Source organism: Bacteroides sp. AM37-9, assembly GCF_003603455.1.
Classification (GTDB): domain Bacteria; phylum Bacteroidota; class Bacteroidia; order Bacteroidales; family Bacteroidaceae; genus Bacteroides; species Bacteroides xylanisolvens.
Window position 1 is genome coordinate 1 of record NZ_QTNF01000024.1, and the last position, 22,547, is coordinate 22,547.

Here is a 22,547-nt window from a genome sequence, read left to right on the forward strand (position 1 = left end):
ACTTTAAAGAAAGCTACAAATAGTTACCCCCAAGAAATTGCGGGTGAGCCATTTTTATGTTATTATTGAATCTGTTTTGAAACGGGTAAATAAAAAGAGCCCTGTCGCAGGTTGCGACAGGGCTCTTTCAAATTTGTTATATCTTTAATGAGGTATATACATACGAGCACTGCTCCCTTACGACTGTCGGAGTTGTAACGGGCGCCACCACCAATATGTATTTACTAACATTGTTCTCATTGTCTTTTGTAATTTTATGGGGGCAAATATAGACACTTTGTTTGAAACAGCAAACAAAATATGACTTTTTTTCTCTTTTGCCTTCATTTTTCTGATATAGAACAATTTTCAACCAGAACTGTTCTTATAAATATTGAATATTTAAACAAAAACAATTATGAAACAGAGAAAAGTTTTAGTAGGTATCGCTATTGCCATTTTCATTATATTATTATTGTATTGGTTATTGGTAGCAGAGGATATGAAACCCTGGTTGTCGGCTATGGTTCCTTCCGTGGCACAACAATTCTTTGCTTGATTCTGACAGGCTTCGGATAAATCATGTATCTTTGCAAGGATAGTGACTAATAACCAAAATAATAACAATAGACTAAGATATGGAAAATTTTATTTTTCAAAATCCCGTGAAACTAATCATGGGAAAAGGGATGATTGCCCGGCTGGCTAAAGAAATACCGTTAGACAAACGTATTATGATTACTTTTGGCGGCGGAAGCGTGAAGAAAAACGGAGTGTACGATCAGGTAAAGGAAGCATTGAAGGACCATTTTACGGTAGAATTTTGGGGAATCGAGCCCAATCCTGCTATCGAAACTCTCCGTAAAGCGATTGCTTTGGGAAAAGAAGAGAAAGTGGATTATTTGCTGGCTGTTGGCGGCGGTTCTGTTATTGACGGTACGAAATTGATTTCCGCAGGAATCCTGTATGATGGTGATGCCTGGGATTTAGTACTTGCCGGACGCCCGGTAACTCATACTGTACCTCTTTCCACTGTATTGACTTTGCCTGCTACCGGTTCGGAAATGAATAACGGAGCAGTTATTTCCCGTCGCGAAACGAAAGAGAAATATCCTTTTTATGCCAACTATCCAATCTTCTCTATTCTTGATCCGGAAGTAACTTTTACCTTGCCACCTCATCAGGTAGCTTGTGGATTGGCTGATACCTATGTTCATGTGATGGAGCAATATATGACTACTTCCGGACAGAGTCGCGTTATGGACCGTTGGGCAGAAGGTATTCTGCAAACTCTGGTGGAGATTGCTCCGAAAATTCGTGAAAACCAGCATGATTATCAACTGATGGCTGATTTTATGCTTTCGGCTACAATGGCATTGAATGGATTTATTGCTATGGGAGTGTCTCAAGACTGGGCTACTCACATGATCGGGCATGAAATTACTGCTTTGCACGGATTGACACATGGCCATACGTTAGCCATTGTTCTTCCTGCCACGTTGCAAGTGCTTCATGAAGAAAAAGGGGATAAGCTTTTGCAGTATGGTGAAAGAGTTTGGGGAATTACTTCCGGTACGAGAGAAGAGCGGATTGATGAAGCAATTTGCCGTACCGAAGAATTTTTCCGTTCACTGGGACTGACTACACGTTTGCATGAAGAGAACATCGGACAGGAAACTATTCTGGAAATCGAACGCCGCTTCAATGAACGTGGTGCTAAATATGGTGAGAATGGAAATGTAACAGGTGCTGTTGCTCGTAGAATATTAGAGACTGCACTTTAGGCACACTCTTACATGAAGTTTATAGAATAAGAAGGTTTCCGAAAAATCCTTCTTGCTAAATAAAATGTGTACCCTAAAAGTTGGATATAAAACTTTTGGGGTACATTTCATTAGTAGTGGTAATAATGTAAAGTACGGGGCAGTATTATTATCTTACAGGGTATACTTCATAATCAGTAACAGCAAAAAGAGTGATTTTATAAATCCAAGGCTTTTCGGTATTCTGTTTACTATTTCTCAATATTCTCTGTTCTTGGAATTTTGAACCAGAAACAAGAACCTTCTCCTTCTTTAGATTCCGCTCCGATAACTCCTCCCAGCCGCTCTACTATGACACGGCAGATGGCTAATCCGAGACCTGTTCCTTTAATAAACGAATTCAGTTTGACGAAACGTTCGAACACCTTGTCTATTTTGTCAGCAGGAATTCCGATACCTGTATCTTTTACATAAAAGTATATTTCATCACTTGCTTCTTCAATCCGGTATCCCATTTCGATAGAACCCTTGGAAGTGAACTTTAAGGCATTGTTTGTAAAGTTGATGATAACCTGTGATAAGCGTATGCGGTCTGTATTAATAATACATTGATTTGCTCTCTCTGTGAATACGATTTGTACGTCCGGTGAAGAGTTTTTTTCTTGCATTTGTCTGCAAATACCTTCCATCAGTTCATTAATGTCAGTTTGCGCAAATGTGAATTCCATAGTACCGGCTTCGATTTTGGAAAGATCCAGAATATCGTCTATCAGTTGCAATAATAAGATATTGTTGCTGGAGATTATTTTCACGAACTCCTGTTTCTCTTCTTCCTCTTCTGTCTGGCAAACCATTTCGGAAAATCCTACAATTGCGTTTAGTGGGGTTCGTATTTCATGGCTCATATTAGCGAGAAAGGCAGATTTTAGTCGATTGGATTCTTCGGCTTTTTCCTTTGCCTCTTGCAACATTCTATTCATTTTTAGTTTTTCTGTGATGTTTTCAAAACGAAGTAATCCGCCAATAATTTCAGTTTCTTTTTCGTCGCCAAAAACGGGAGTTGCGGTCACTTCAAAATCTACATCGTCTACACTGATTGTATGTCGGATTATTTTGCCTTGTTCGATTGCTTTCTTGAAAGCACATTGTCCACATGGTTCATTACGAAGTGCACTGGTCTGATAGCAAATTTTTCCCGGTATGTATCGTCTTCCTTTTACCAGGCTGGCGATTTGTCTTGTTTCTTCCCATTGCACCCGGTAATTTTTATCAATATAGATAAGCCCGAAGTCAATACTTTTTAGAGCTAGTTTCTGCTTCTTCAATGCTTTTTCTAGTTCTTCTTTGGCTGCAACCAATTCTCTTTCATAATTCTTGAGTTGAGTGATCTCCCATCGGGTTGCCAGTAGCCATCTTTTTTCCCCTTCCCATGAAATAATTGATTTTACAGCAATCGTATCATGGGTGATTCCATCGGGAGTGATATATTTTTCTTCTTTGCGGTATACTTTGCCTTCTTGTACGAGTTCTTTGTCGATATTCCGGTATTTTTCTCCTCTTTCTTCTCCGTATATTTCGTAGTCAGTATGTCCGATGGCTTCTTCACTACTGATACCGGATTGAACGGCTGATTCTTTATTCCAGTAATAGTATCGGAAATCATTTGCAATGTCTTTTACGAAGATCGGAAAAGGAAGGTTGTCGAGAATATCAAAAGAAAAACGATAGGAATGATTGGTCTTTTTAATCGTTTTGTGTAATTTGTGGATTCTATATAATAAAATGCTGATGATAAGGAGTAAAATAATTACCAGTAAATAATTATAACCCCAAGGTACTTCACCAATCCAGGAAATTAACAAAATATTGTTTGCCATAAAATGTTTGATATAAATAGGGTGTAAAGATATGAATTGTTCTCTGAACTATCAAAAGATAATACATAAATATATTGCTTTTCAACATTATATTATGAGGATGTAATAAAATATGATATGATAAATGTGGATGTATGGTGTCTTGTATTTCCTGTATGGTATGATATTTTGAATGATTTTGAATCTTTTTCTAGAGGAAAAATGTATTAAAATATTAAATGATGTCTCATGAACTAAAATCATTTCTAATTTGTTTTAATAACGCTGGAGTATTTTCTATTTTTGTTCACCTAAATTAGTTTTGATAGAGTCAAAATAAAACAATCATTTAATTACGTATGCTAATAACCATTATTATTCTCGTTCTTTCGGCTGTCTTTTTCGTGAACGGCAAGGTTCGTTCGGATATTGTGGCACTATGTGCGCTGATAGCCTTACTTGTTTTTCAGATATTAACTCCTGACGAGGCACTCTCCGGTTTTTCCAATTCGGTAGTCATTATGATGATCGGATTGTTTGTTGTAGGAGGGGCTATTTTCCAGACAGGACTGGCAAAAATGATTAGTTCCCGAATTCTTAAACTTGCGGGAACCAGTGAGATCCGGTTGTTTCTATTGGTGATGTTGGTAACTTCTGTCATTGGCGCGTTTGTCAGTAACACAGGTACGGTGGCATTGATGCTTCCTATTGTTGTTAGTCTGGCGATGAGTGCCGGCATGAATCCCAGCAGGCTGTTGATGCCGTTGGCTTTTGCAAGTAGTATGGGAGGTATGATGACTCTGATTGGTACTCCGCCGAACCTTGTGATACAGAATACGTTGACTTCCGCCGGACTTGAGCCGCTTTCTTTCTTCTCTTTCCTGCCTGTCGGCATTGTCTGTGTAATTGTCGGTACACTGGTTCTGATGCCGCTTAGTAAATGGTTTCTTTCTAAAAAAGGCCAGAAAGATGATAATAAACGTTCGGGCAAGTCATTGAAACAGTTGGTTAATGAATATGGACTTTCCAGTAATTTGTTTCGTTTACAGGTGATAAAAGATTCACGGCTTTTGGGGAAGACAATAATTGATCTGGATATTCGTCGTAAATATGGTTTGAATATTATGGAAGTTCGTCGTGGTGATGCATCGCAACATCGTTTTCTGAAAACGATTACTCAAAAGTTTGCTGCACCGGACACGATGTTAGAAGTAGAGGATATTTTGTATGTGACTGGAGACTTTGATAAGGTGCAACTCTTTGCGGAAGATTACCTGTTGGAGATCTTGGGCGACCATGCAACGGAAGAAACAAAAAGTACGACTAATTCGCTTGATTTTTATGATATCGGTATTGCTGAAATAGTATTGATGCCATCTTCTAATTTGATAAACCAGACAATTAAAGAAGCTGGTTTCCGTGATAAGTTTAATGTGAACGTATTGGGGGTTCGTCGTAAAAAGGAATATTTATTGCAAGATTTGGGGAATGAGCGTATTCATAGTGGTGACGTGCTTTTGGTGCAAGGAACATGGAATAATATAGCCCGTCTTAGTAAGGAAGATGCTGATTGGGTTGTTTTGGGACAACCTTTGGCGGAAGCGGCTAAAGTTACGTTAGATTATAAAGCTCCGGTAGCAGCTGCTATTATGGTGTTAATGGTGGCAATGATGGTTTTTGATTTCATTCCGGTAGCTCCGGTTACAGCCGTTATGATAGCGGGTATATTGATGGTGCTTACAGGATGTTTCCGCAATGTGGAAGCGGCTTATAAAACGATCAACTGGGAAAGTATTGTATTGATCGCTGCCATGCTTCCTATGTCTCTGGCATTGGAGAAAACGGGAGCTTCAGAATATATTTCCAATACATTGGTGAACGGCTTGGGATCATACGGACCAGTTGCATTGATGGCAGGTATTTATTTTACGACTTCGTTGATGACGATGTTTATTAGTAATACGGCTACCGCTGTTTTGCTTGCTCCGATTGCTTTGCAAAGTGCCATACAGATTGGAGTCAGTCCGGTTCCTTTCTTGTTTGCTGTGACGGTAGGTGCAAGTATGTGTTTTGCTTCTCCGTTCTCTACGCCGCCTAATGCCTTGGTAATGCCTGCAGGACAATATACTTTTATGGATTATGTAAAAGTAGGATTACCGTTGCAGATTATTATGGGAATCGTGATGATTTTTGTATTGCCATTGATTTTCCCCTTTTAGTCTTTGATTTTTATCTTGTCAATGGGGGAGATGAAAGAAATAGAGATTTGTAGCGCTGAATCTTTGTCTTTTTATGAAGAGTTGCATATTTCCATGCAACTCTTTTTTTTGCTGTATACTATTGAATAAATAGTATTAAAATTTTTATATTCAACGATATAACTAACTGTCATCTAATATAAATAATTAGAGTGAGGCGCTTTAAAAGATGTTAACTGCAAATCGGAAAATGCAATGTAATCTGTATAATGTTTATAAATACAATTATCTTTGTGCGTTCATTGCTGATTATTGATTAGTAGTGATTTATGTTTTTCGCAAATAAAACAAACTAAAGCATTAAAAGATTATGAAACAGAACATTGCAAAAGTATTCACTTTCTCGTTGTTGGCGTCTTCCATCAGTTTTATCAGTTGTGTTGATAATGAGAAAAATCTGTTTGATGCAGATCAACTGAAGCAAATTTACGAAGAAACTTTTCCTGTAAAAAACATCGATCTTGATGGTGATTGGACAGTGTCACGAAGTGTGATAGCGTGTGTGTCAGTTAATGGAGATCAGGGAGTAGATTATAAGATACAAATATTTGATGCCGATCCATTAAGTCCGGGAAGTACAGCAAAACTCTTAGCGGAAGGAACTGTCAATCAAAGTACGACTTTGAATGTGGTGATGGATTGTGCAACAGCGCTTGATAAGGTGTTTGTTGCACGCATAGATGAGCACAAACGCTATCTGGTTCAACCGGTAGCGATTGAAAATGGTACAGTGACAGCGCATTTAGGAGACGCACATTATATATGGATATACAGGAGCACAACGTCTCATGTTGAATACAGGGAATGCTAGTACCCCTCTGACCGATATATACATTCTTGAAGTGAACGTCAAACTTAAGAATACAATATCTGTCCCTAGTGTGACAGATGGTTTAGACTTCTTCATTGCTTATCAGGGGATAGGTCAAAAGAGAACGGAAGTCCATTTGACTCATTTTAATTCGGCTACGGCGAATGGGCAATTGGCAGATAATGAAGTGCTCGAAGTAATCAAGGCAGTTAATAATACTTGGGCTCTTTGTGTTCCTGATAAATTTGCTTATCCAACAGAAACAACAGTGATAACGAATGCATATTCTAAATTTGCAGATTGGGCACACGATCAGAGCTCAACCACAGATTGGTATAAGACTGTTAGTAGTGACAAGGTGATTCAGTACTAAACTTTTCGTCATCTCTACACTTTTTACATAAAGTTTTAGAATCCCTGATTATACTGACGATTGTTTGTGTAATCAGGGATTTTGCTATCTCACATGTTTTGTTATTTCTCTCTGTTAGCAAGCAAAAACCTTTAAAATGCTGAAAATTTTGCTTGTTTTGTACAAAAGCACCGTGTTTCTCATTGAAAAGCATCGTTATATTTGTGAAAAACATAAGGATAAAGTAAGCAAAAGATGCGGATAATGTCACCAAAAGCTATGGATAGAGTAAGCAAACCATTGGGATAGTGTCGCTATGTCGTAAATATTGTTAGTATTTTCTACTTTCCTTCCATTGGCTTTTCTATTTCGGTCTTTGATAATGATAAATAGAAAAGAATAAAAGGGAACTTTATTGGTATAGATAATATCTCTTTGGTGGTAAAAAACTTGATGACGTATCAAAAAGTGTATATATCGTGCCTGATTATAGAATAACGATTTAAGCAAATTCCTCTACAGTGGCAGAAACTCTTTATTCCAATAAAAGGGAGGAAAGAAACGATTCCTGGTAGATTAAGAATTACAAAGTGTCAATGGTGACTTTTTGTAAACTATAGTTTCTATAAGATAGGTTTCATCAATTGTTAAGGCATTTTTTCTCTCTGTCCCAATTATATATTTTAATGCTTTGTAACTATGAAGAGACAAAGAATAGTAGCTATGTTGAATAATAGTTGCTTGATGGCATAGCACGATAGAACTTCCGTAATGTACAAATCAAGCGATTTAAGGTTGAATAAACTTAAATCGCTTTTCTCCGCATCACTACTATCTGATCGAACCGCTTTTGTGACGGAGTGCCAACTATAATTTCCTTTGGAGGGAATCGCTTATCGAACTCATTAGCAGCTGATTTATCGACCTGATATATTTCATCTTCTATGTAACGTCCTTTAGCGTTGGCTAAAGCATTATCATATAATTCATAAACATGAAGAGCAGTAGCATACATATTATCTTCGGTGCGAATCCCTAATGTTTCAGCAGGAATGAATCTTTGCCGGAGGTAATAATCCGGATCACCGCAAAGTAAAATGGCACGAAATCCCATATCGAAAGCTCGTTCTTTGGTCAGCGCAATCATTTTTCCTCCAATACCTTTCTGTTGATATTCGGGAAGAACAGAAATAGGCCCCAGACTCAATACTTCATATTGGTTACCGTCATCTGCCATGATAAATGATTTAAGGCAGACCACATTGCCGACAATCTTGCCATTAAGTTCTGCAACAATATCGAGTTCCGGTACAAATTTGGGATGGTTACGCATGATATGGAGCAGATAATGTTCGTCACACCCCGGAGAAAAATGATTCCAAAAGGCTTCCCGTGTGACATTTTCGGTTTCATTATAATCCGAAGGTTGCTCAATTCTAAGTTTTATATCCATCTTATCAAATATATAGTTGCACAAATATAGAGAACAAAATTTGAATATTTACCTCTTTAAGGACGAATCTGTACATTATAGCAAGATGAGACAAAAACTCCCGATACAAAGTTTGAATATACACTAGTATCAGGAGCTTTGTGTATTGATACATCAAGATTGTAGAGAATTAAACTTTGTTCATATTTTGCGTGTACAGACTATTGATGATACCGTCGAACAGTCCGATGGTAGGTACAATAATTCCGGTGGCTTTCACATGAGTAGCTATCTCAAGAAATATTTCAGCAGCAGGAACAATAACATCGGCCCGGTCCGGTTTCAACTTATATTGCTTGATACGCTGTTCGGTAGAGAGCTTTCAATGTTTCATATATATCTTGCAGTGATCTTTTTTATTTTACTTTGTTTCATACTGAAAGAGAACTGTTTAAATTTTCTGCAAAAATATCAATGTGGGATGTAATCGTCATAACGATATTATTACGAACTTATTACAATGTTTATTTGTTATTTTTATATATCAGTAGAAACACTTATATTCGCAAAAGTATTGGAACAGACTCGGTTAAAAAATATAGAATTTATGAAGACAATGAATTATTCCCTTATTCGTATTCTCTTTGCACTTGTGATAGGATTGGTACTCGTGATTTGGCCAAATGCGGCTGCCAGCTATATTGTCATTACAGTTGGTGTTGCCTTTTTAATTCCCGGTGTTATCAGCCTTTTTGGCTATTTCGGCCGGAAAAGACAGGAAGGTGAGGCGGCTCCCCGTTTCCCGATAGAAGGAATCGGCAGTTTATTATTTGGACTTTGGCTGATTGTGATGCCTGAATTCTTTGCAGATGTTCTGATGTTTTTATTGGGATTTATCCTGATAATGGGAGGAGTGCAACAGATTGCTTCTTTATCGATGGCACGTCGGTGGATGCCTGTTCCGGGAGCGTTTTACCTGGTTCCTTCATTGATTCTTATTGCAGGTATCATCGCTTTGTTTAATCCGACAGGAGCACGTAATACTGCATTTATAATTATTGGTGTGAGTAGTTTGGTTTATTCGCTTACCGAATTAATCAACTGGTTCAAGTTTACCCGTCGTCGTCCGAAGACTCCGGTGGTACATGACGATGATGATATTGAGGATGCAAAGATAATCGAATAAAAAAGAAGAGGACTGCTTCACAGCACCCCTCCCCGCAAACTTAAAACAACCAACAAAAGAAATAGATAATTTCATAACGGTGAACTGTGAGTGGTAAACGGTAAATGCGTTGCAGTGCAATTGGTTCACCGTTTATCGTTCACCGTTCTTTTTTTCTATCTCACAAATAACAGTTCCCTGTATTTCGGAAGCGTCCACATCTGGTTGTCAACAATGAGTTCCAACTTATCGATGTGGTAGCGGATTTCTTCCAGTGCCGGAACGATCGTGTCGTGGTAGGCAATGGCCTTTTCCCGTTCGCTTTCTATCTTGTTCGCAACCTTACGAGCTTCAATCATTGCATCTACATGCTCCTTGATGAAGGCTGTGCGGTCGGCAATCTCTTCAATAAGCTCCAGGTTTTTAGCAGACAATTTCGCTGCCTTTTCTGCCGGGAAAAGAGATTGCATCTTATAGACATTATTAATTAAATCCGTTTGATATTGAGTGGCCACCGGAATGATATGGTTCATAGCCAAATCACCCAATACACGCGCCTCGATCTGAATCTTCTTCGTATACGTTTCCCATTTCACTTCGTTGCGGGCTTCCAGTTCTTTCTTTGTCATTACACCGGTAGCTTCGAACATGGCAATGGTTTCCGGTTTCAGGTAGTTATCGAAGATAACAGGAACACTGGTTTCGCAATCCAGTCCACGGCGGGCTGCTTCTTTCTTCCATTCGTCGCTGTAACCATTGCCGTCAAAATGAATCGCTTTACATTCCTTGATATATCCACGGATAATTTCAAGAATGGCAGACACTTTAGGTTCTCCTTTTTCAATCAAAGCATCCACATCTTTCTTAAACTTCACCAATTGGTCTGCTACGGCAGAGTTCAATGCAATCATGGCAGACGCACAGTTTGCCTCGGAACCTACGGCACGGAACTCAAAACGGTTTCCGGTGAAAGCAAAAGGAGAGGTACGGTTACGGTCAGTATTATCAATCAACAATTCGGGAATCTGCGGAATATCCAACTTCATTCCCTGTTTGCCGCTAAGACTAATCAAATCATCTTTCGTACTGTTTTCAATGTGATCCAATACCTGCGACAATTGCTTCCCTAGGAAAGAGGAGATGATGGCAGGAGGTGCCTCATTAGCTCCCAGACGGTGGGCGTTGGTAGCGCTGGAGATAGAAGCTTTCAACAATCCGTTATGATGATAAACTGCCATCAATGTGTTTACGACGAAAGTAACAAAACGCAGGTTATCTTCCGGAGTCTTACCCGGTGCCATTAATAAAATGCCCGTGTCAGTTCCCAACGACCAGTTGTTGTGTTTACCCGATCCGTTGACGCCCTTAAAAGGTTTTTCATGAAGCAGTACGCGGAAACCATGACGGCGACTAACCTTACGCATCAATGACATAATCAGCAAGTTATGGTCGTTAGCAAGGTTACACTCTTCAAAGATGGGGGCTAACTCGAACTGGTTCGGGGCAACTTCGTTGTGACGGGTCTTAACAGGAATACCCAACTTTAACGCTTCAATTTCGAGGTCCTTCATGAAAGCGGCTACGCGGGTGGGGATAGCACCGAAGTAGTGGTCCTCCAACTGCTGGTTTTTGGCACTGTCATGTCCCATCAAAGTACGACCGGTCATTAGCAAGTCCGGGCGTGCGGCATACAATCCTTCGTCTACGAGGAAGTATTCCTGTTCCCAGCCCAAGTAAGCAACTACTTTTTTCACTTCCGGGTTGAAGTAACGACATACGTCTACAGCAGCTTTATCTACAGCCCGCAATGCTTTCAGCAAGGGAGCTTTATAGTCGAGAGCTTCGCCGGTATATGCGATAAACACAGTCGGGATGCAAAGTGTATCATCTACAATGAAAGCAGGTGATGAGGGGTCCCATGCGCTGTAACCACGGGCTTCGAATGTATTACGGATACCGCCATTCGGAAAAGAAGAAGCATCCGGTTCCTGCTGTACAAGCAGTTTACCAGTAAATTCTTCCATCATACCGCCTTTGCCGTCATGTTCAACGAAAGCATCATGCTTTTCAGCTGTACCCTCGGTCAGCGGTGCGAACCAGTGCGTATAATGAGTAACACCCATTTCGATGGCCCATTTCTTCATGCCGGCAGCTACTTCGTCGGCAATACTGCGATCTAGCGGAGCACCGTTGTCAATGGCGTCAATCAGTGCATTATATACCTTGCTGGGAAGGTATTTGAACATCTTCTCCTTGTTGAATACATACTTGGCGAAATACTCCGAAGGACGTTCGGCAGGTGTTGCTACCTCAACAGCTTTCTTTTTGAAAGCTGTCTCTACTACTCTGAATCTAAGTTTTGACATAATACCTGATTTGATTTGTTGTTAAATATGTTAGAGTAAATAATTACTTTGTTATGTGGTTCCCGGAAAGGCGATCAAACCTGTCCGGAAGTTTTTTCTGTGATTAGCGGGGTAGTGATTAGTAGTAAGTTGTGCGCAGCTGTCTTTCACTAATCACTAAACCGTTCATCACTAAATTAGTTGTAAGCAGATTCTCCGTGTTCGTAAATATCAAGACCTTCTTCTTCGATACGTGCCGGAACGCGAAGTCCGTGAATCTTATCAAGCGTTTTGAAAATGATGAATCCCATGCCTGCTGCCCATGCACCTACTACCAATGCTCCGAATATTTGTGCACCGAGGAACCCGAAACCGTAGCCATAGAATAAACCTTCACTGGTGGAGAACAAACCTGTAAGAATAGTTCCTAAAAAACCACAAACACCATGTACAGAAGATGCACCTACCGGATCGTCTATTTTTAAAACCTTGTCAATGAAGTCAACGGAGAATATCATTACGACACCACATATTGCACCTATTAAGGCTGCTCCTGCAGGAGATACTGCGTCACATCCTGCTGTGATGCCTACCAGCCCTGCCAAGATACCATTCAGTGTCAATGACAGGGAAGGTTTTCCATATTTCATCCAGCTCACCAACAGAGCGAAGAAACCACCGGCACAAGCTGCCAGATTCGTTGTCAGGAATACGTGGGAGATGGCGATAGCATCGGCTTCGGTTGCTGCTGCCAATTGAGAACCGGGGTTGAACCCGAACCATCCGAACCAAAGAATGAATACGCCTAGTGCGGCAATAGTTAGGCTATGGCCTGGGATAGCTTTTGATTTGCCGTCTTTACCATATTTACCGATACGGGGGCCAAGAATGGCGGCACCTACCAAAGCAATCCATCCACCTACAGAGTGAACGACCGTAGAACCGGCAAAGTCATGGAAGGTGGTTCCGAAGAGACTCATCATGAAAGAACCTTCTTCACCGTTCATCAACCAGCCTCCGCCCCATGTCCAGTGACCGGATATCGGATAAATCAGTACACTGATAAAGATGGTGTAGACGATATACATAGAGAATTTTGTACGTTCTGCCATGGCTCCCGATACAATTGTAGCTGCTGTCGCACAGAATACGGTTTGGAATATGAGGAATCCTTCGGTTGGCAGACCATTATCAATGAAAGAAAGGTCGAAGAAGTGGGGCATTCCGATGAATCCGCCTGCGCCGAACATCAATCCGAAACCGATAAACCAGTATAGTAAAGAGCCGAACATGAAGTCTACAAAGTTCTTCATCAGAATGTTGGCAGTATTTTTCACTCTGGTAAAACCTGCTTCTACTAATGCAAATCCCGGCTGCATGAAGAATACGAGCATTGCTGCAAGCAACATCCATACAGTATTCAATCCAAGAGCTAATTCACCGACCGTATCGGGAGCTGCTGATGCTTCTTCGGCAGGAGCGGTAACGACTTCGGTAATTGTTTCTGTAACTGCTGCAACTGTATCGGCAGCGGCCGTGTTTTGTGCCGACATATCAGTAGTAAAACAGCACAAAATGAATATAGTAGTGGCTATCCACAGCTTTACGAAGCTATGGCTTTTATATTTTGTATCCATAATAATTATCTTATTTTATACCTATTATTTTATTAGTGATGTTGTAAACCTCTTTATAAACGTTATGATCCGCAAGGAAACCTGGGAGCGGCACCTTGCCGCTGCCGATTAACGTTCTTGTTCTGCATTGTAGAGGGCTATGTCACCACGTTCGGCAGTGCGTATGCGGATAGCGTCTTCGATAGGAATGACGAAAATACGTCCGTCACCGATTTCTCCGGTCTGTGCAGCTTTGATGATAGCCTGTACTGTTTTCTCGGTATTCTTGTCGCGCACGACAATAGAGATCAAAATTCGTTCAATGGTGCTGGTGTCATAAACTACGCCACGGTAGATACGTCCTTGCCGTGCTTTTCCAATGCCTCTTACATCGTAATAAGAGAACCATTCGATGTCCGCTTCGAGTAGGGCGTCTTTTACGTCCTCGAATTTGGTTTTACGGATGATAGCTTCAATCTTTTTCATATACCTTAAATATTAGTGTGTCCTGTAAAAGAAAGAGGTATAGGGTAGCGGCAGCCATAGCAGGTTACCATACAACAAACCGATAAAATCTAAACTCTAACTACCTTTTCTAATCCCTATACGCTCTTTGTATTGTAAATTCTCTCTCTTAAAAACTTAGTCCGAAAGCAAAGTAGGCTCCTTCAGTGCGTGGGTTCACTGTTACTTTGGCAAATGTCGGTACGGAGAAGGAATCTGTGATTTTAATCTCCTTGGATGCTCCGAGACTGATGTCTGTTACGCAGAATCCACTGGTATAGCCATTATAAAAAGTCGTTTCCCAAGGAACCATACCTAAATCTACTGTCCAGTCGAGACCTCCCAATTTGAAAGGTGCGCTAAGTGCGAGGTAAGAAGAATAAGCTCTTTTGCCGTTTTCTTTCACACCGTCGGCACCTGCAAAGTTTGTGTACCAGTTGACGGCTAGCGGACCGAAATCATATCCCACTTGTGCTTCAAATACATGTGCTGTAGAATAGGCCCCATATTGGAAATACTTATTGGTTGTATAAATCTCCTTTCCGTATTCATCTACATCCCCTGTATATGTTTTATCAAACCAATAATCCGTTATTGAAACACTAAATCCACCAATTGAATAACCGAGAGTTAAGTCAAACTCTTTTGCATCTTTGGATTCAATTCCTACTGATCCCCATGCTCCGAGTGATAAACCTTTGTAAGAGATTCCCAGTGAAGGCTGGACGCTAACTCCGCCTAAATTCTGACCGCGCCAGATGTAACCACTTACCAAATCTGCCCCAACGGAAGCTTCTACCTTATCTTGTGCCATCATTGTAGACGGGACAAGTCCTGACAGTAATAATGCTACTGTTATTACCCCCAATTTGTTGTTAATCGTCGTTTTCATCGTCTTTTTACCTTTAAAAGTTAGAAAAATGTGGATGTACGGTCCATTTGTTATATAGTAGCGCGCAAAATACTATCGTTTTTTATGGATAACTGATTATGGATAACTGATCCTGCAGGAATGATGATGTTCGTTTAATGGGGGCATGTTGAACTTTCTATTTCCCGCTATCCATTATTCATTCAGTCAGAGCCAGTTCTTTATTCTTCTCATCGCTTCGATACAGTCGTTGCGTTCGCCGAATGCAGTTAAACGGATATACCCTTCACCGCTTGGCCCGAAACCTACACCGGGAGTACCGACCACATTGGCTTCATACAACATCTGTTCGAAGAATCGCCATGAAGAAAGTCCGTTCGGAGTTTTCACCCACAAGTAGGGAGCGTTGATGCCGCCGTATACTTTCAGTCCTGTGGCTTCCAAGCCTTCCTTCATGATTTTTGCGTTGGTCATATAATAGTCGATTGTTTTCTTAATCTGTGCCTTGCCTTCTGCACTGTAAACGGCTTCTGCTGCCCGTTGGGTAATATAAGAAGTGCCGTTAAACTTAGTACACTGGCGACGGTTCCACAATCTGTTGAGTGGTATGCGATCACCTTCCAGAGTGGCGGCAGTGAGCTCTTTCGGAACCACGGTATATCCGCAGCGTACTCCTGTAAATCCTGCCGTTTTTGAAAAACTACGGAATTCAATCGCGCACTTTTTAGCTCCCTTAATCTCATAGATAGAGTGGGGGACATTCTCGTCCTGGATATATGCCTCGTAAGCGGCATCGAACAGAATCAGTGTATCGTTTGCCAAGGCATAATCCACCCACTTTTTCAGTTCTGGTTTGGTTAAGGTGGTCCCTGTCGGGTTGTTCGGATAACAGAGATAAACGATGTCTATCCGTTTGTCCGGAATTTCCGGGATAAAGTTGTTCTCACTTGTGCAAGGCATATAAGTAACGTTGCTCCATTTACCCGTTTCTTCTTCCAATACTCCGGCGCGTCCGCACATAACGTTACTGTCTATGTAAACCGGATAAATGGGATCTGTAACACCTACGCTATTGTCGTGGCGAAGAATATCACCTATATTTCCGGTATCGCTTTTAGCCCCGTCACTGACAAAAATCTCGGATGCCGAGAAATGAATCCCGCGTGGAGCGAAATCGTTCTTTATGATTGCTTCAATCAGAAAATCATATCCCTGTTCAGGACCATATCCGCGGAATGTATCTTTGCCGGCCAGCTCTTCTACCGCTTTATGCATTGCTTCTATACAGGCTGGAGGAAGTGGCTGCGTAACGTCGCCGATACCTAGCCGGATGATGTCCTGTTTGGGATGCGTTATCCTGAAAGTATTTACCTTTTTCGCTATATCCGAGAATAAATAACTTCCTGGTAATTTTAAAAAATGCTCGTTTACTAATGCCATATTGTTATTGTTTTAAGTTTCTATTACTATTTATTCTCAACTCTCCATTCTCAACTCTCAACTTTTTCAACAATTTCCCCATCGAAAACCTTGGTTGCCGGTCCGGTCATTAATATATGTCCGGAGGTTTCATCCCATTCGACGGTAACTGTCCCTCCATCCATTATCACATCACTTTTTCTTCCTGCAAGTCCGTTGATGAAGGCGGCTACTGCTGTGGCGCAGGCACCTGTCCCGCAAGCTTGAGTAATTCCCGATCCTCTTTCCCATACTCTCATTCGTATGGTGTCTTTACCGACGATCTGTGCAAACTCTACATTCGTTCTGTCGGGAAAGAGAGGATGATTCTCCAGTTCAGGACCGATTTCCGGCAGATTAATTCGGGTAATGTCATCAACAAATGTGACGAGATGAGGATTACCCATTGATACTTTAGTAGATTGGAAAGGATATTTCTTTCCCCAATCAATCTCTCCTGTTTCTTGTGGACTGCCCATATCTACGGTGACTGTATTGACTGTTTTTCCCTCTACCTGCAATTTCAGAATTTTAATTCCCGATAGTGTATCCAAAGTTATTTCTGTTTTATCAGTCAATCCATATTCATATACATATTTGCCTACGCAGCGGCTACCATTGCCACACATCATTGCTTCCGAACCGTCGGCATTGAAAATACGCATACTGAAATCCGCTTTATCAGAGACACCAATCAATATTAGTCCATCGCTTCCGATTCCTGTATGAAACTTGCTCCATTCGATCGCTTTCTTTTCAGGGTCTGCTATCGGATATCTGGTCGTATCTACATATATGTAGTCATTTCCTGCTCCATGCATTTTAGTGAACTTAATTCTTGCTGTCATTTTGATTGGTATTTATTGGTTGTTGTATCCTTTTGTTTTATTACAATGCAAAGATATGACTTTTTGCTTTATATTTTATTGAAAAGTATGTCTAATCTCTATTAATTTTCTGTGAACTTATAATTGCCTTTCATACGGCTATGTTTAGTTATAATTTGGAATTATATATATTCATATATTAATAAACTGTTATTTGAGCGAATTGCTTTGCATATTCTTTCATAATATATGAAGAATATTTAGTCCTGATAATCCATAAAACCAGTTATAAAAACAAGAAATATATCTTTTTTCTTTTGACGATATGAAAGTGAAAATCCTTATTTTTCTATCATATTGTTCGCGGAGTGTTTTGAAGAACCTTTTTCTGTATTCATTGTTTTAGCACTATCATTAATATAAAAACGTAGCGATATGAATATAGAGAAACAATTAGAAACAGCAGTTAAAACCAACCATCTGGTGTTGGTGGTGTTCTATGCCGATTGGTCCCCTCATTATGAGTGGATAGGGCCTGTGCTTCGAACTTACGAAAAGAGAACTGTGGAATTGATTAGAGTGAATGCAGAAGAGAATAGAGCAATTGCTGATGCTCATAATGTAGAAACAGTACCGGCTTTCCTTCTATTGCATAAGGGGCATGAACTTTGGAGGCAGGTAGGAGAGCTTACGGTAGAAGAATTAAAAGAGGTATTGGATGATTTTCAATGAATTGTCTGTAATCTTTTATTGGTATTCATAAAAAGGACTCTTTTCTTTTTTCGTTAAAAGATTGATATTTCTAAAGTGTTGGTATTAAGAGTATTATAGAAGAGCATTTTTTCATTTAAAGAAACGGGTGTTTCCTTTTAAAGGAAACACCCGTTTGACACCGAGAAACAATCTGTTTCTTTTAAAGGAAGATTCCGTTTCCTTAAAGCCAGATATTAAATTCTTTAATATGTGAATATTTTTTCTTATTGAAGCTTTTTAAGTTCTTCTTGTAAGATGACCGGTTCGTTAGTGGTGATGAAATCTACCTTTTGTTCGATCAGCCATTTCATATCTTCTACTTCGTCTACTGTCCATACGTTGACTTTCAAGCCGAGGTCGTGAGCTTCTTTGATCCATTCGGGGTGTTTCTTGATCACTCCCATGTGATAGTCCAGACCGGCAGCACCAAGTTCTTTCAGCTCTTTGGGAGACAATTCTCCGTTAAGGTAATATACCGGAGTACCGGCAGGAGCCAAACGGATAAACTCTTTCATGGCATGTAGAGAGAACGTGATATATTCCATACGGTTTTCCAGTCCCATTTTCTTCACCATGGCAATGATTCCTTGCACCGCTTTAGTCTCACGTTTCTTGTTGCTATGTGCTTTCAGTTCGAGAATCAATTGGGTTTTACAGTTTTTTCCGGTTTCCAGATACTGTTCCAGGCTGGGTAAGTTTTCTCCGTTGGATAATTTAAGTCCGGTCAGTGCATCACCTTTGGAATATTCCATCGGCCTCATCTTATATACAGGATCATGGTTAACCACCAGCTTGTTATCCTTCGCGATCCATACGTCAAATTCTGAACCGTAACAACCGATGGAATCTGCTTTTAGAAGTGATGAAATACTGTTCTGCGATGATCCCGGAGTTTTCCAGAAACCGCGGTGAGCTATCACTTTTGTCTGTGCCTGCATACAACAAGCAGCCATTAGAAGGGCAGAAGCCATCATCATTTTTTTTAAATTCATTTGTTTGATCTTTTAAAAGTTTGATAGATTTAATTGGGTTTGGCCTCAAAATTATAAAAAAGATAACGCAAATCAGCCGATAATATGCTAATCTGCGTTAATCCTTGGGATTTTAGAATAGAAATGCTACAAAAGAGTGTCAAAAATAAGACTGTCTGTCATAAAAACATTCTCCGGACACGTCTGATAGTTTGCACAAAAGGAGTTTGTCACTCTTTTATTAATCAGGTATAGGCCTCTTCATGTATTCCTTTCACTGCACGTCCACTAGGTTCATTCAGATTCCTGAAAGCAATATCCCATGCCAGAGCTTCTGCTGTGGAGCAGGCTACACTCGGAACGCTGGGGACGGTGCGTGCTGCGCTTTCACTGGGGAAATGCTCTTCGAAAATGCTACGATAGTAGTACTCTTCTTTGTTTTGTGGCGTATTGATCGGGAAACGTTCGGCAGCATGTTCCATTTGCTCATCGCTCACGGCAGCTGCTGTGATCTCTCTCAATGTGTCAATCCATGAATATCCTACACCGTCACTGAACTGCTCTTTCTGTCTCCAAGCCACACTTTCCGGTAACATATCGGCAAAGGCTTCGCGAACAATTCGTTTCTCGATGTTTTTTCCGGGGCACATTTTAGCTTTCGGGTTCAGGTTCATTGCCACGTCGAGAAATTCTTTATCAAGGAAAGGGACGCGTCCTTCTACTCCCCATGCTGACAAACTTTTATTGGCACGGAGGCAATCGTACATGTGCAACTTTGAAAGTTTACGTACTGTTTCTTCGTGAAATGCCTGTGGAGTAGGGGCCTTGTGGAAATACAGATACCCCCCGAAAACTTCATCAGCACCTTCACCGCTCAACACCATTTTGATCCCCATTGATTTGATGACACGCGCCAATAAATACATGGGAGTGGAAGCGCGTACAGTAGTTACATCATACGTCTCGATGAAATAAATTACATCGCGAACAGCATCCAGACCTTCCTGAACGGTGTAGTTGATCTCATGATGGACGGTACCGATATATTCGGCTACTTCACGCGCTTTAATCAAATCGGGCGCACCCTTTAGACCGATGGCGAAAGAGTGGAGTTGAGGCCACCACGCATCGCTTGCACCGTCTGTTTCTATACGTTTTGCCGCATATTTTTTGGCAATGGCAGAGATAACGGAACTATCCAACCCGCCCGAAAGCAACACTCCATACGGTACGTCACTCATTAACTGGCGGTGCACAGCCTCTTCCAATGCCACTTTCACATCCTCGGTTTGTGCATCATTCTCTTTGACGGTTTCATATTCTGTCCAGCCGCGCGAATACCAACGTTTCATTTTTCCCTCTTTGCTATAGAAATAATGTCCGGGAAGGAATACTTCATATTCGTCACAAAATCCTTCGAGAGCTTTCAACTCGCTGCCGAAGTAGATTTTTCCCTCTTTATCTTTTCCTATATATAAAGGAATAACCCCTATCGGATCGCGGGCAATCAGAAATTCATCCTTTTCCTCATCATAAAGCACGAAAGCGAAGATACCGCTGATATCTTCCAAAAAATGGATGCCTTTATCTTTGTAAAGGGCAAGAATTACCTCACAGTCACTTCCGGTCTGAAAGTTATATTTTCCCGCATATTTAGCGCGAATATCACGGTGATTGTAAATCTCACCGTTGACGGCGAGCACCTGTTTACGATCGGGAGAGTATAACGGCTGCCCGCCACTCTGCGGGTCGACAATAGAAAGACGTTCGTGTGCCAGGATGGCACTTCCGCCTACATAGATTCCGCTCCAGTCCGGTCCGCGATGACGGATCTTCTGGGCCATTTTCAGTGCTTTATCTCTTAGTTCTTTCGTTTGAACTTTGATGTTGAGTATACCTGCTATTCCACACATAACTTTAATTTTTAGAGGGGGTAATGTAATCTGTTGATTGTTTATTCGCTATTTCTAAGAAGCTGATTAGCTATTCTTAATTCGTTCCATAATTGTTATCGTTTAGTTCCACAACTGTTTCCCTTTAGTTCCATATCTGTTATCCTTTAGTTCCACAGATATGGAACGAACCGATAATAGTAATCGAGCTTCTTGTTGTACACTGTTGCAAAACTTATTGTATTAGATAAGCATCTATTTCCGCAGCAGCCTTTCGTCCTCCCGCCATGGCGCGTACCACCAGGCTGGCGCCAGTCTCGGCATCACCGGCTAGGAATACATTCTTTGCAAATTTCGGTTGCTCCGGTTTCAGGAATCCCATCGCCAATAATACCATATCAGCTTCGATGACTTCCTTCTTCCCTGTTGGTTTCATCGTGGGACGTCCGCCATCTGCTGCCGGAATCCATTCCACTTCTTCCACTTCTACACCTGTCACTTTTCCATTCTTTCCGAGGAACTGATTGGAAGCCAGGCACCAGCGGCGTGTACAACCTTCTTCATGGCTGGAAGTCGTTTTGAAGACTGCCGGCCATTGTGGCCAAGGAGTAGCCGGATTGTAGCCGACAGGAGGTTTCGGCATGATTTCGATTTGAGTGACACTGACGGCTCCCTGTCTCACACTGGTTCCGATGCAGTCGGAACCGGTATCTCCGCCACCTATCACAAGTACTTTTTTGCCTTTGGCATTCACCAATTTATCTTTTGGGAAAGTCTGTCCTGCCAGAATCCTGTTCTGCTGTGCCAGCATTTCAAGTGCGAAATGGATGCCTTTCAGTTCACGTCCCGTAATACTCAAATCACGTGCAGTCGGCGTTCCGGTACAGATGCAGTAAGCGTCGAATCCTTCCGGCAAATGATTGACGTCTATTTCTACTCCCATTTCAAACAGTATTCCTTCTGCAGCCAATATCTTCATCCGTCGGTCAATTACATTCTTATCCAGTTTGAAATTAGGAATACCGAACCGTAATAACCCTCCGGGCGCTTCATCCTTATCGAATAAAGTAACGCTATATCCTTTTAAATTCAGCTGATTAGCCACCACCAATCCGGCAGGACCCGCACCAATCACCGCCACTTTCTTTCCGTTTCTTCTCGGCGTCTTTACCTGTATATATCCTTCACGAAAAGCCGCTTCCACGATAGCTGCCTCATTCTCGCGAATAGTTACCGGTTGATCGCAGGAAAGTTTCAACACACACGATTTCTCGCAAAGAGCAGGACAAATACGTCCCGTAAATTCCGGAAAATCGCAAGTAGACGACAATACTTCGTATGCCTCCTTCCATTTTCCCCTGTATAATGCATCCTGCCATTCCGGTTGTTTATTTCCTATCGGGCATGCCCAATGACAGAAAGGTACGCCGCAATCCATACAGCGTGACGCCTGCAATTTACGGCTGTTTGTATTCAAAGTCTGTTCTACCTGACTATAGTCAGCGATTCGCTCGTTTACAGGGCGGTATCCCGCCTCTTGTCGAGGTATATTTAGAAATGCTTTAGGATCTCCCATCTTGTTATTTACTATTTGACGATTTACTATTTACTATTTTTAGACTATCTTGTCATTTGCTATTTGACTATTTACAGACTATACATTCAAATAGTAAATTGTAAATAGTCAATTTGTA

16 protein-coding genes and 2 pseudogenes are annotated in these 22,547 nt (G+C 41.0%); 6 read left to right on the forward strand and 12 right to left on the reverse strand.

The genetic code is table 11. The features are described from left to right. The first annotated feature begins 397 nt into the window (after positions 1–397). Together DW862_RS25980 and DW862_RS16320 are read left to right on the forward strand one after the other, a co-directional pair. Entirely contained in the window at positions 398–538 is a 141-nt protein-coding gene (locus DW862_RS25980) for a hypothetical protein (RefSeq protein WP_004300101.1), read from the forward strand. Positions 539–617: 79 nt separating this feature from the next. Continuing rightward, positions 618–1,763, forward strand: a complete 1,146-nt coding sequence (locus DW862_RS16320; RefSeq protein WP_009040493.1) for an iron-containing alcohol dehydrogenase — start codon at positions 618–620, stop codon at positions 1,761–1,763. A 230-nt stretch (positions 1,764–1,993) separates the two neighbouring features. Here the strand turns inward: DW862_RS16320 and DW862_RS16325 are convergent, their stop codons facing one another. Then, positions 1,994–3,619, reverse strand: coding sequence for an ATP-binding protein (locus DW862_RS16325; protein WP_120069379.1), 1,626 nt, complete (start codon positions 3,617–3,619; stop codon positions 1,994–1,996). 338 nt (positions 3,620–3,957) lie between these two features. On the opposite strand from DW862_RS16325, the gene DW862_RS16330 reads away from it, so the two are divergent. Next, positions 3,958–5,817 (forward strand): SLC13 family permease, encoded by a 1,860-nt coding sequence (locus tag DW862_RS16330; RefSeq protein ID WP_087321282.1) that lies wholly within the window; start codon positions 3,958–3,960, stop codon positions 5,815–5,817. 349 nt (positions 5,818–6,166) lie between these two features. Further along, positions 6,167–7,040 (forward strand): annotated as a pseudogene (locus DW862_RS26770) (LruC domain-containing protein). Positions 7,041–7,824: 784 nt separating this feature from the next. Here the strand turns inward: DW862_RS26770 and DW862_RS16340 are convergent. Next, the gene (locus tag DW862_RS16340; RefSeq protein ID WP_032811781.1) at positions 7,825–8,472 is read right to left on the reverse strand and encodes a GNAT family N-acetyltransferase; all 648 of its coding nucleotides are present in this window, start codon (positions 8,470–8,472) and stop codon (positions 7,825–7,827) included. A gap of 169 nt (positions 8,473–8,641) precedes the next feature. Further along, positions 8,642–8,861: pseudogene (locus DW862_RS16345) on the reverse strand (Ppx/GppA family phosphatase); the annotation flags it as partial. A 197-nt stretch (positions 8,862–9,058) separates the two neighbouring features. On the opposite strand from DW862_RS16345, the gene DW862_RS16350 reads away from it, so the two are divergent. Next, the gene (locus DW862_RS16350) at positions 9,059–9,637 is read left to right on the forward strand and encodes an HdeD family acid-resistance protein (RefSeq protein WP_004315724.1); all 579 of its coding nucleotides are present in this window, start codon (positions 9,059–9,061) and stop codon (positions 9,635–9,637) included. Positions 9,638–9,792: 155 nt separating this feature from the next. On the opposite strand, the gene DW862_RS16355 is transcribed toward DW862_RS16350, so the two are convergent. From DW862_RS16355 to dapF, 6 genes are all read right to left on the reverse strand, one after another. Continuing rightward, on the reverse strand, positions 9,793–11,982 hold the full coding sequence (locus DW862_RS16355; protein WP_004315725.1) for a glutamine synthetase III: 2,190 nt from the start codon (positions 11,980–11,982) through the stop codon (positions 9,793–9,795). Between the two features lie 176 nt (positions 11,983–12,158). Next, positions 12,159–13,598, reverse strand: a complete 1,440-nt coding sequence (locus DW862_RS16360; RefSeq protein WP_055234777.1) for an ammonium transporter — start codon at positions 13,596–13,598, stop codon at positions 12,159–12,161. A gap of 108 nt (positions 13,599–13,706) precedes the next feature. Then, positions 13,707–14,063, reverse strand: coding sequence for a P-II family nitrogen regulator (locus tag DW862_RS16365; RefSeq protein WP_004303701.1), 357 nt, complete (start codon positions 14,061–14,063; stop codon positions 13,707–13,709). Positions 14,064–14,211: 148 nt separating this feature from the next. Continuing rightward, on the reverse strand, positions 14,212–14,973 hold the full coding sequence (locus DW862_RS16370; protein WP_118217875.1) for a hypothetical protein: 762 nt from the start codon (positions 14,971–14,973) through the stop codon (positions 14,212–14,214). Positions 14,974–15,159: 186 nt separating this feature from the next. Continuing rightward, positions 15,160–16,392: an LL-diaminopimelate aminotransferase gene (locus tag DW862_RS16375; protein ID WP_074705247.1), complete on the reverse strand. Its 1,233-nt coding sequence runs from the start codon at positions 16,390–16,392 to the stop codon at positions 15,160–15,162. Positions 16,393–16,442: 50 nt separating this feature from the next. Further along, positions 16,443–17,258: a diaminopimelate epimerase gene (gene dapF, locus DW862_RS16380; protein ID WP_120069382.1), complete on the reverse strand. Its 816-nt coding sequence runs from the start codon at positions 17,256–17,258 to the stop codon at positions 16,443–16,445. Positions 17,259–17,672: 414 nt separating this feature from the next. Here dapF and DW862_RS16385 point away from each other — a divergent pair, with 414 nt between their 5' ends. Then, the gene (locus tag DW862_RS16385) at positions 17,673–17,969 is read left to right on the forward strand and encodes a thioredoxin family protein (protein WP_120069386.1); all 297 of its coding nucleotides are present in this window, start codon (positions 17,673–17,675) and stop codon (positions 17,967–17,969) included. A gap of 245 nt (positions 17,970–18,214) precedes the next feature. Here DW862_RS16385 and DW862_RS16390 read toward each other — a convergent pair whose 3' ends face one another. The 3 genes from DW862_RS16390 to DW862_RS16400 form a co-directional block, all read right to left on the reverse strand. Continuing rightward, the gene (locus DW862_RS16390; RefSeq protein ID WP_165861933.1) at positions 18,215–18,982 is read right to left on the reverse strand and encodes a glycerophosphodiester phosphodiesterase family protein; all 768 of its coding nucleotides are present in this window, start codon (positions 18,980–18,982) and stop codon (positions 18,215–18,217) included. A 224-nt stretch (positions 18,983–19,206) separates the two neighbouring features. Continuing rightward, entirely contained in the window at positions 19,207–20,874 is a 1,668-nt protein-coding gene (gene asnB / locus DW862_RS16395; protein ID WP_120069389.1) for an asparagine synthase B, read from the reverse strand. Positions 20,875–21,088: 214 nt separating this feature from the next. Further along, positions 21,089–22,429 (reverse strand): glutamate synthase subunit beta, encoded by a 1,341-nt coding sequence (locus DW862_RS16400; protein WP_120069392.1) that lies wholly within the window; start codon positions 22,427–22,429, stop codon positions 21,089–21,091. Positions 22,430–22,547 lie beyond the last annotated feature (118 nt).

What these genes read in the sequence shown, in the direction of transcription:
- DW862_RS25980 (WP_004300101.1), top strand. Translation starts at nt 398, where the DNA reads ATGAAACAGAGAAAAGTTTTAGTAGGTATCGCTATTGCCATTTTCATT.
- DW862_RS16320 (WP_009040493.1), top strand. Translation starts at nt 618, where the DNA reads ATGGAAAATTTTATTTTTCAAAATCCCGTGAAACTAATCATGGGAAAA.
- DW862_RS16325 (WP_120069379.1), bottom strand. Translation starts at nt 3,619, where the DNA reads ATGGCAAACAATATTTTGTTAATTTCCTGGATTGGTGAAGTACCTTGG.
- DW862_RS16330 (WP_087321282.1), top strand. Translation starts at nt 3,958, where the DNA reads ATGCTAATAACCATTATTATTCTCGTTCTTTCGGCTGTCTTTTTCGTG.
- DW862_RS16340 (WP_032811781.1), bottom strand. Translation starts at nt 8,472, where the DNA reads ATGGATATAAAACTTAGAATTGAGCAACCTTCGGATTATAATGAAACC.
- DW862_RS16350 (WP_004315724.1), top strand. Translation starts at nt 9,059, where the DNA reads ATGAAGACAATGAATTATTCCCTTATTCGTATTCTCTTTGCACTTGTG.
- DW862_RS16355 (WP_004315725.1), bottom strand. Translation starts at nt 11,982, where the DNA reads ATGTCAAAACTTAGATTCAGAGTAGTAGAGACAGCTTTCAAAAAGAAA.
- DW862_RS16360 (WP_055234777.1), bottom strand. Translation starts at nt 13,598, where the DNA reads ATGGATACAAAATATAAAAGCCATAGCTTCGTAAAGCTGTGGATAGCC.
- DW862_RS16365 (WP_004303701.1), bottom strand. Translation starts at nt 14,063, where the DNA reads ATGAAAAAGATTGAAGCTATCATCCGTAAAACCAAATTCGAGGACGTA.
- DW862_RS16370 (WP_118217875.1), bottom strand. Translation starts at nt 14,973, where the DNA reads ATGAAAACGACGATTAACAACAAATTGGGGGTAATAACAGTAGCATTA.
- DW862_RS16375 (WP_074705247.1), bottom strand. Translation starts at nt 16,392, where the DNA reads ATGGCATTAGTAAACGAGCATTTTTTAAAATTACCAGGAAGTTATTTA.
- dapF (WP_120069382.1), bottom strand. Translation starts at nt 17,258, where the DNA reads ATGACAGCAAGAATTAAGTTCACTAAAATGCATGGAGCAGGAAATGAC.
- DW862_RS16385 (WP_120069386.1), top strand. Translation starts at nt 17,673, where the DNA reads ATGAATATAGAGAAACAATTAGAAACAGCAGTTAAAACCAACCATCTG.
- DW862_RS16390 (WP_165861933.1), bottom strand. Translation starts at nt 18,982, where the DNA reads ATGAATTTAAAAAAAATGATGATGGCTTCTGCCCTTCTAATGGCTGCT.
- asnB (WP_120069389.1), bottom strand. Translation starts at nt 20,874, where the DNA reads ATGTGTGGAATAGCAGGTATACTCAACATCAAAGTTCAAACGAAAGAA.
- DW862_RS16400 (WP_120069392.1), bottom strand. Translation starts at nt 22,429, where the DNA reads ATGGGAGATCCTAAAGCATTTCTAAATATACCTCGACAAGAGGCGGGA.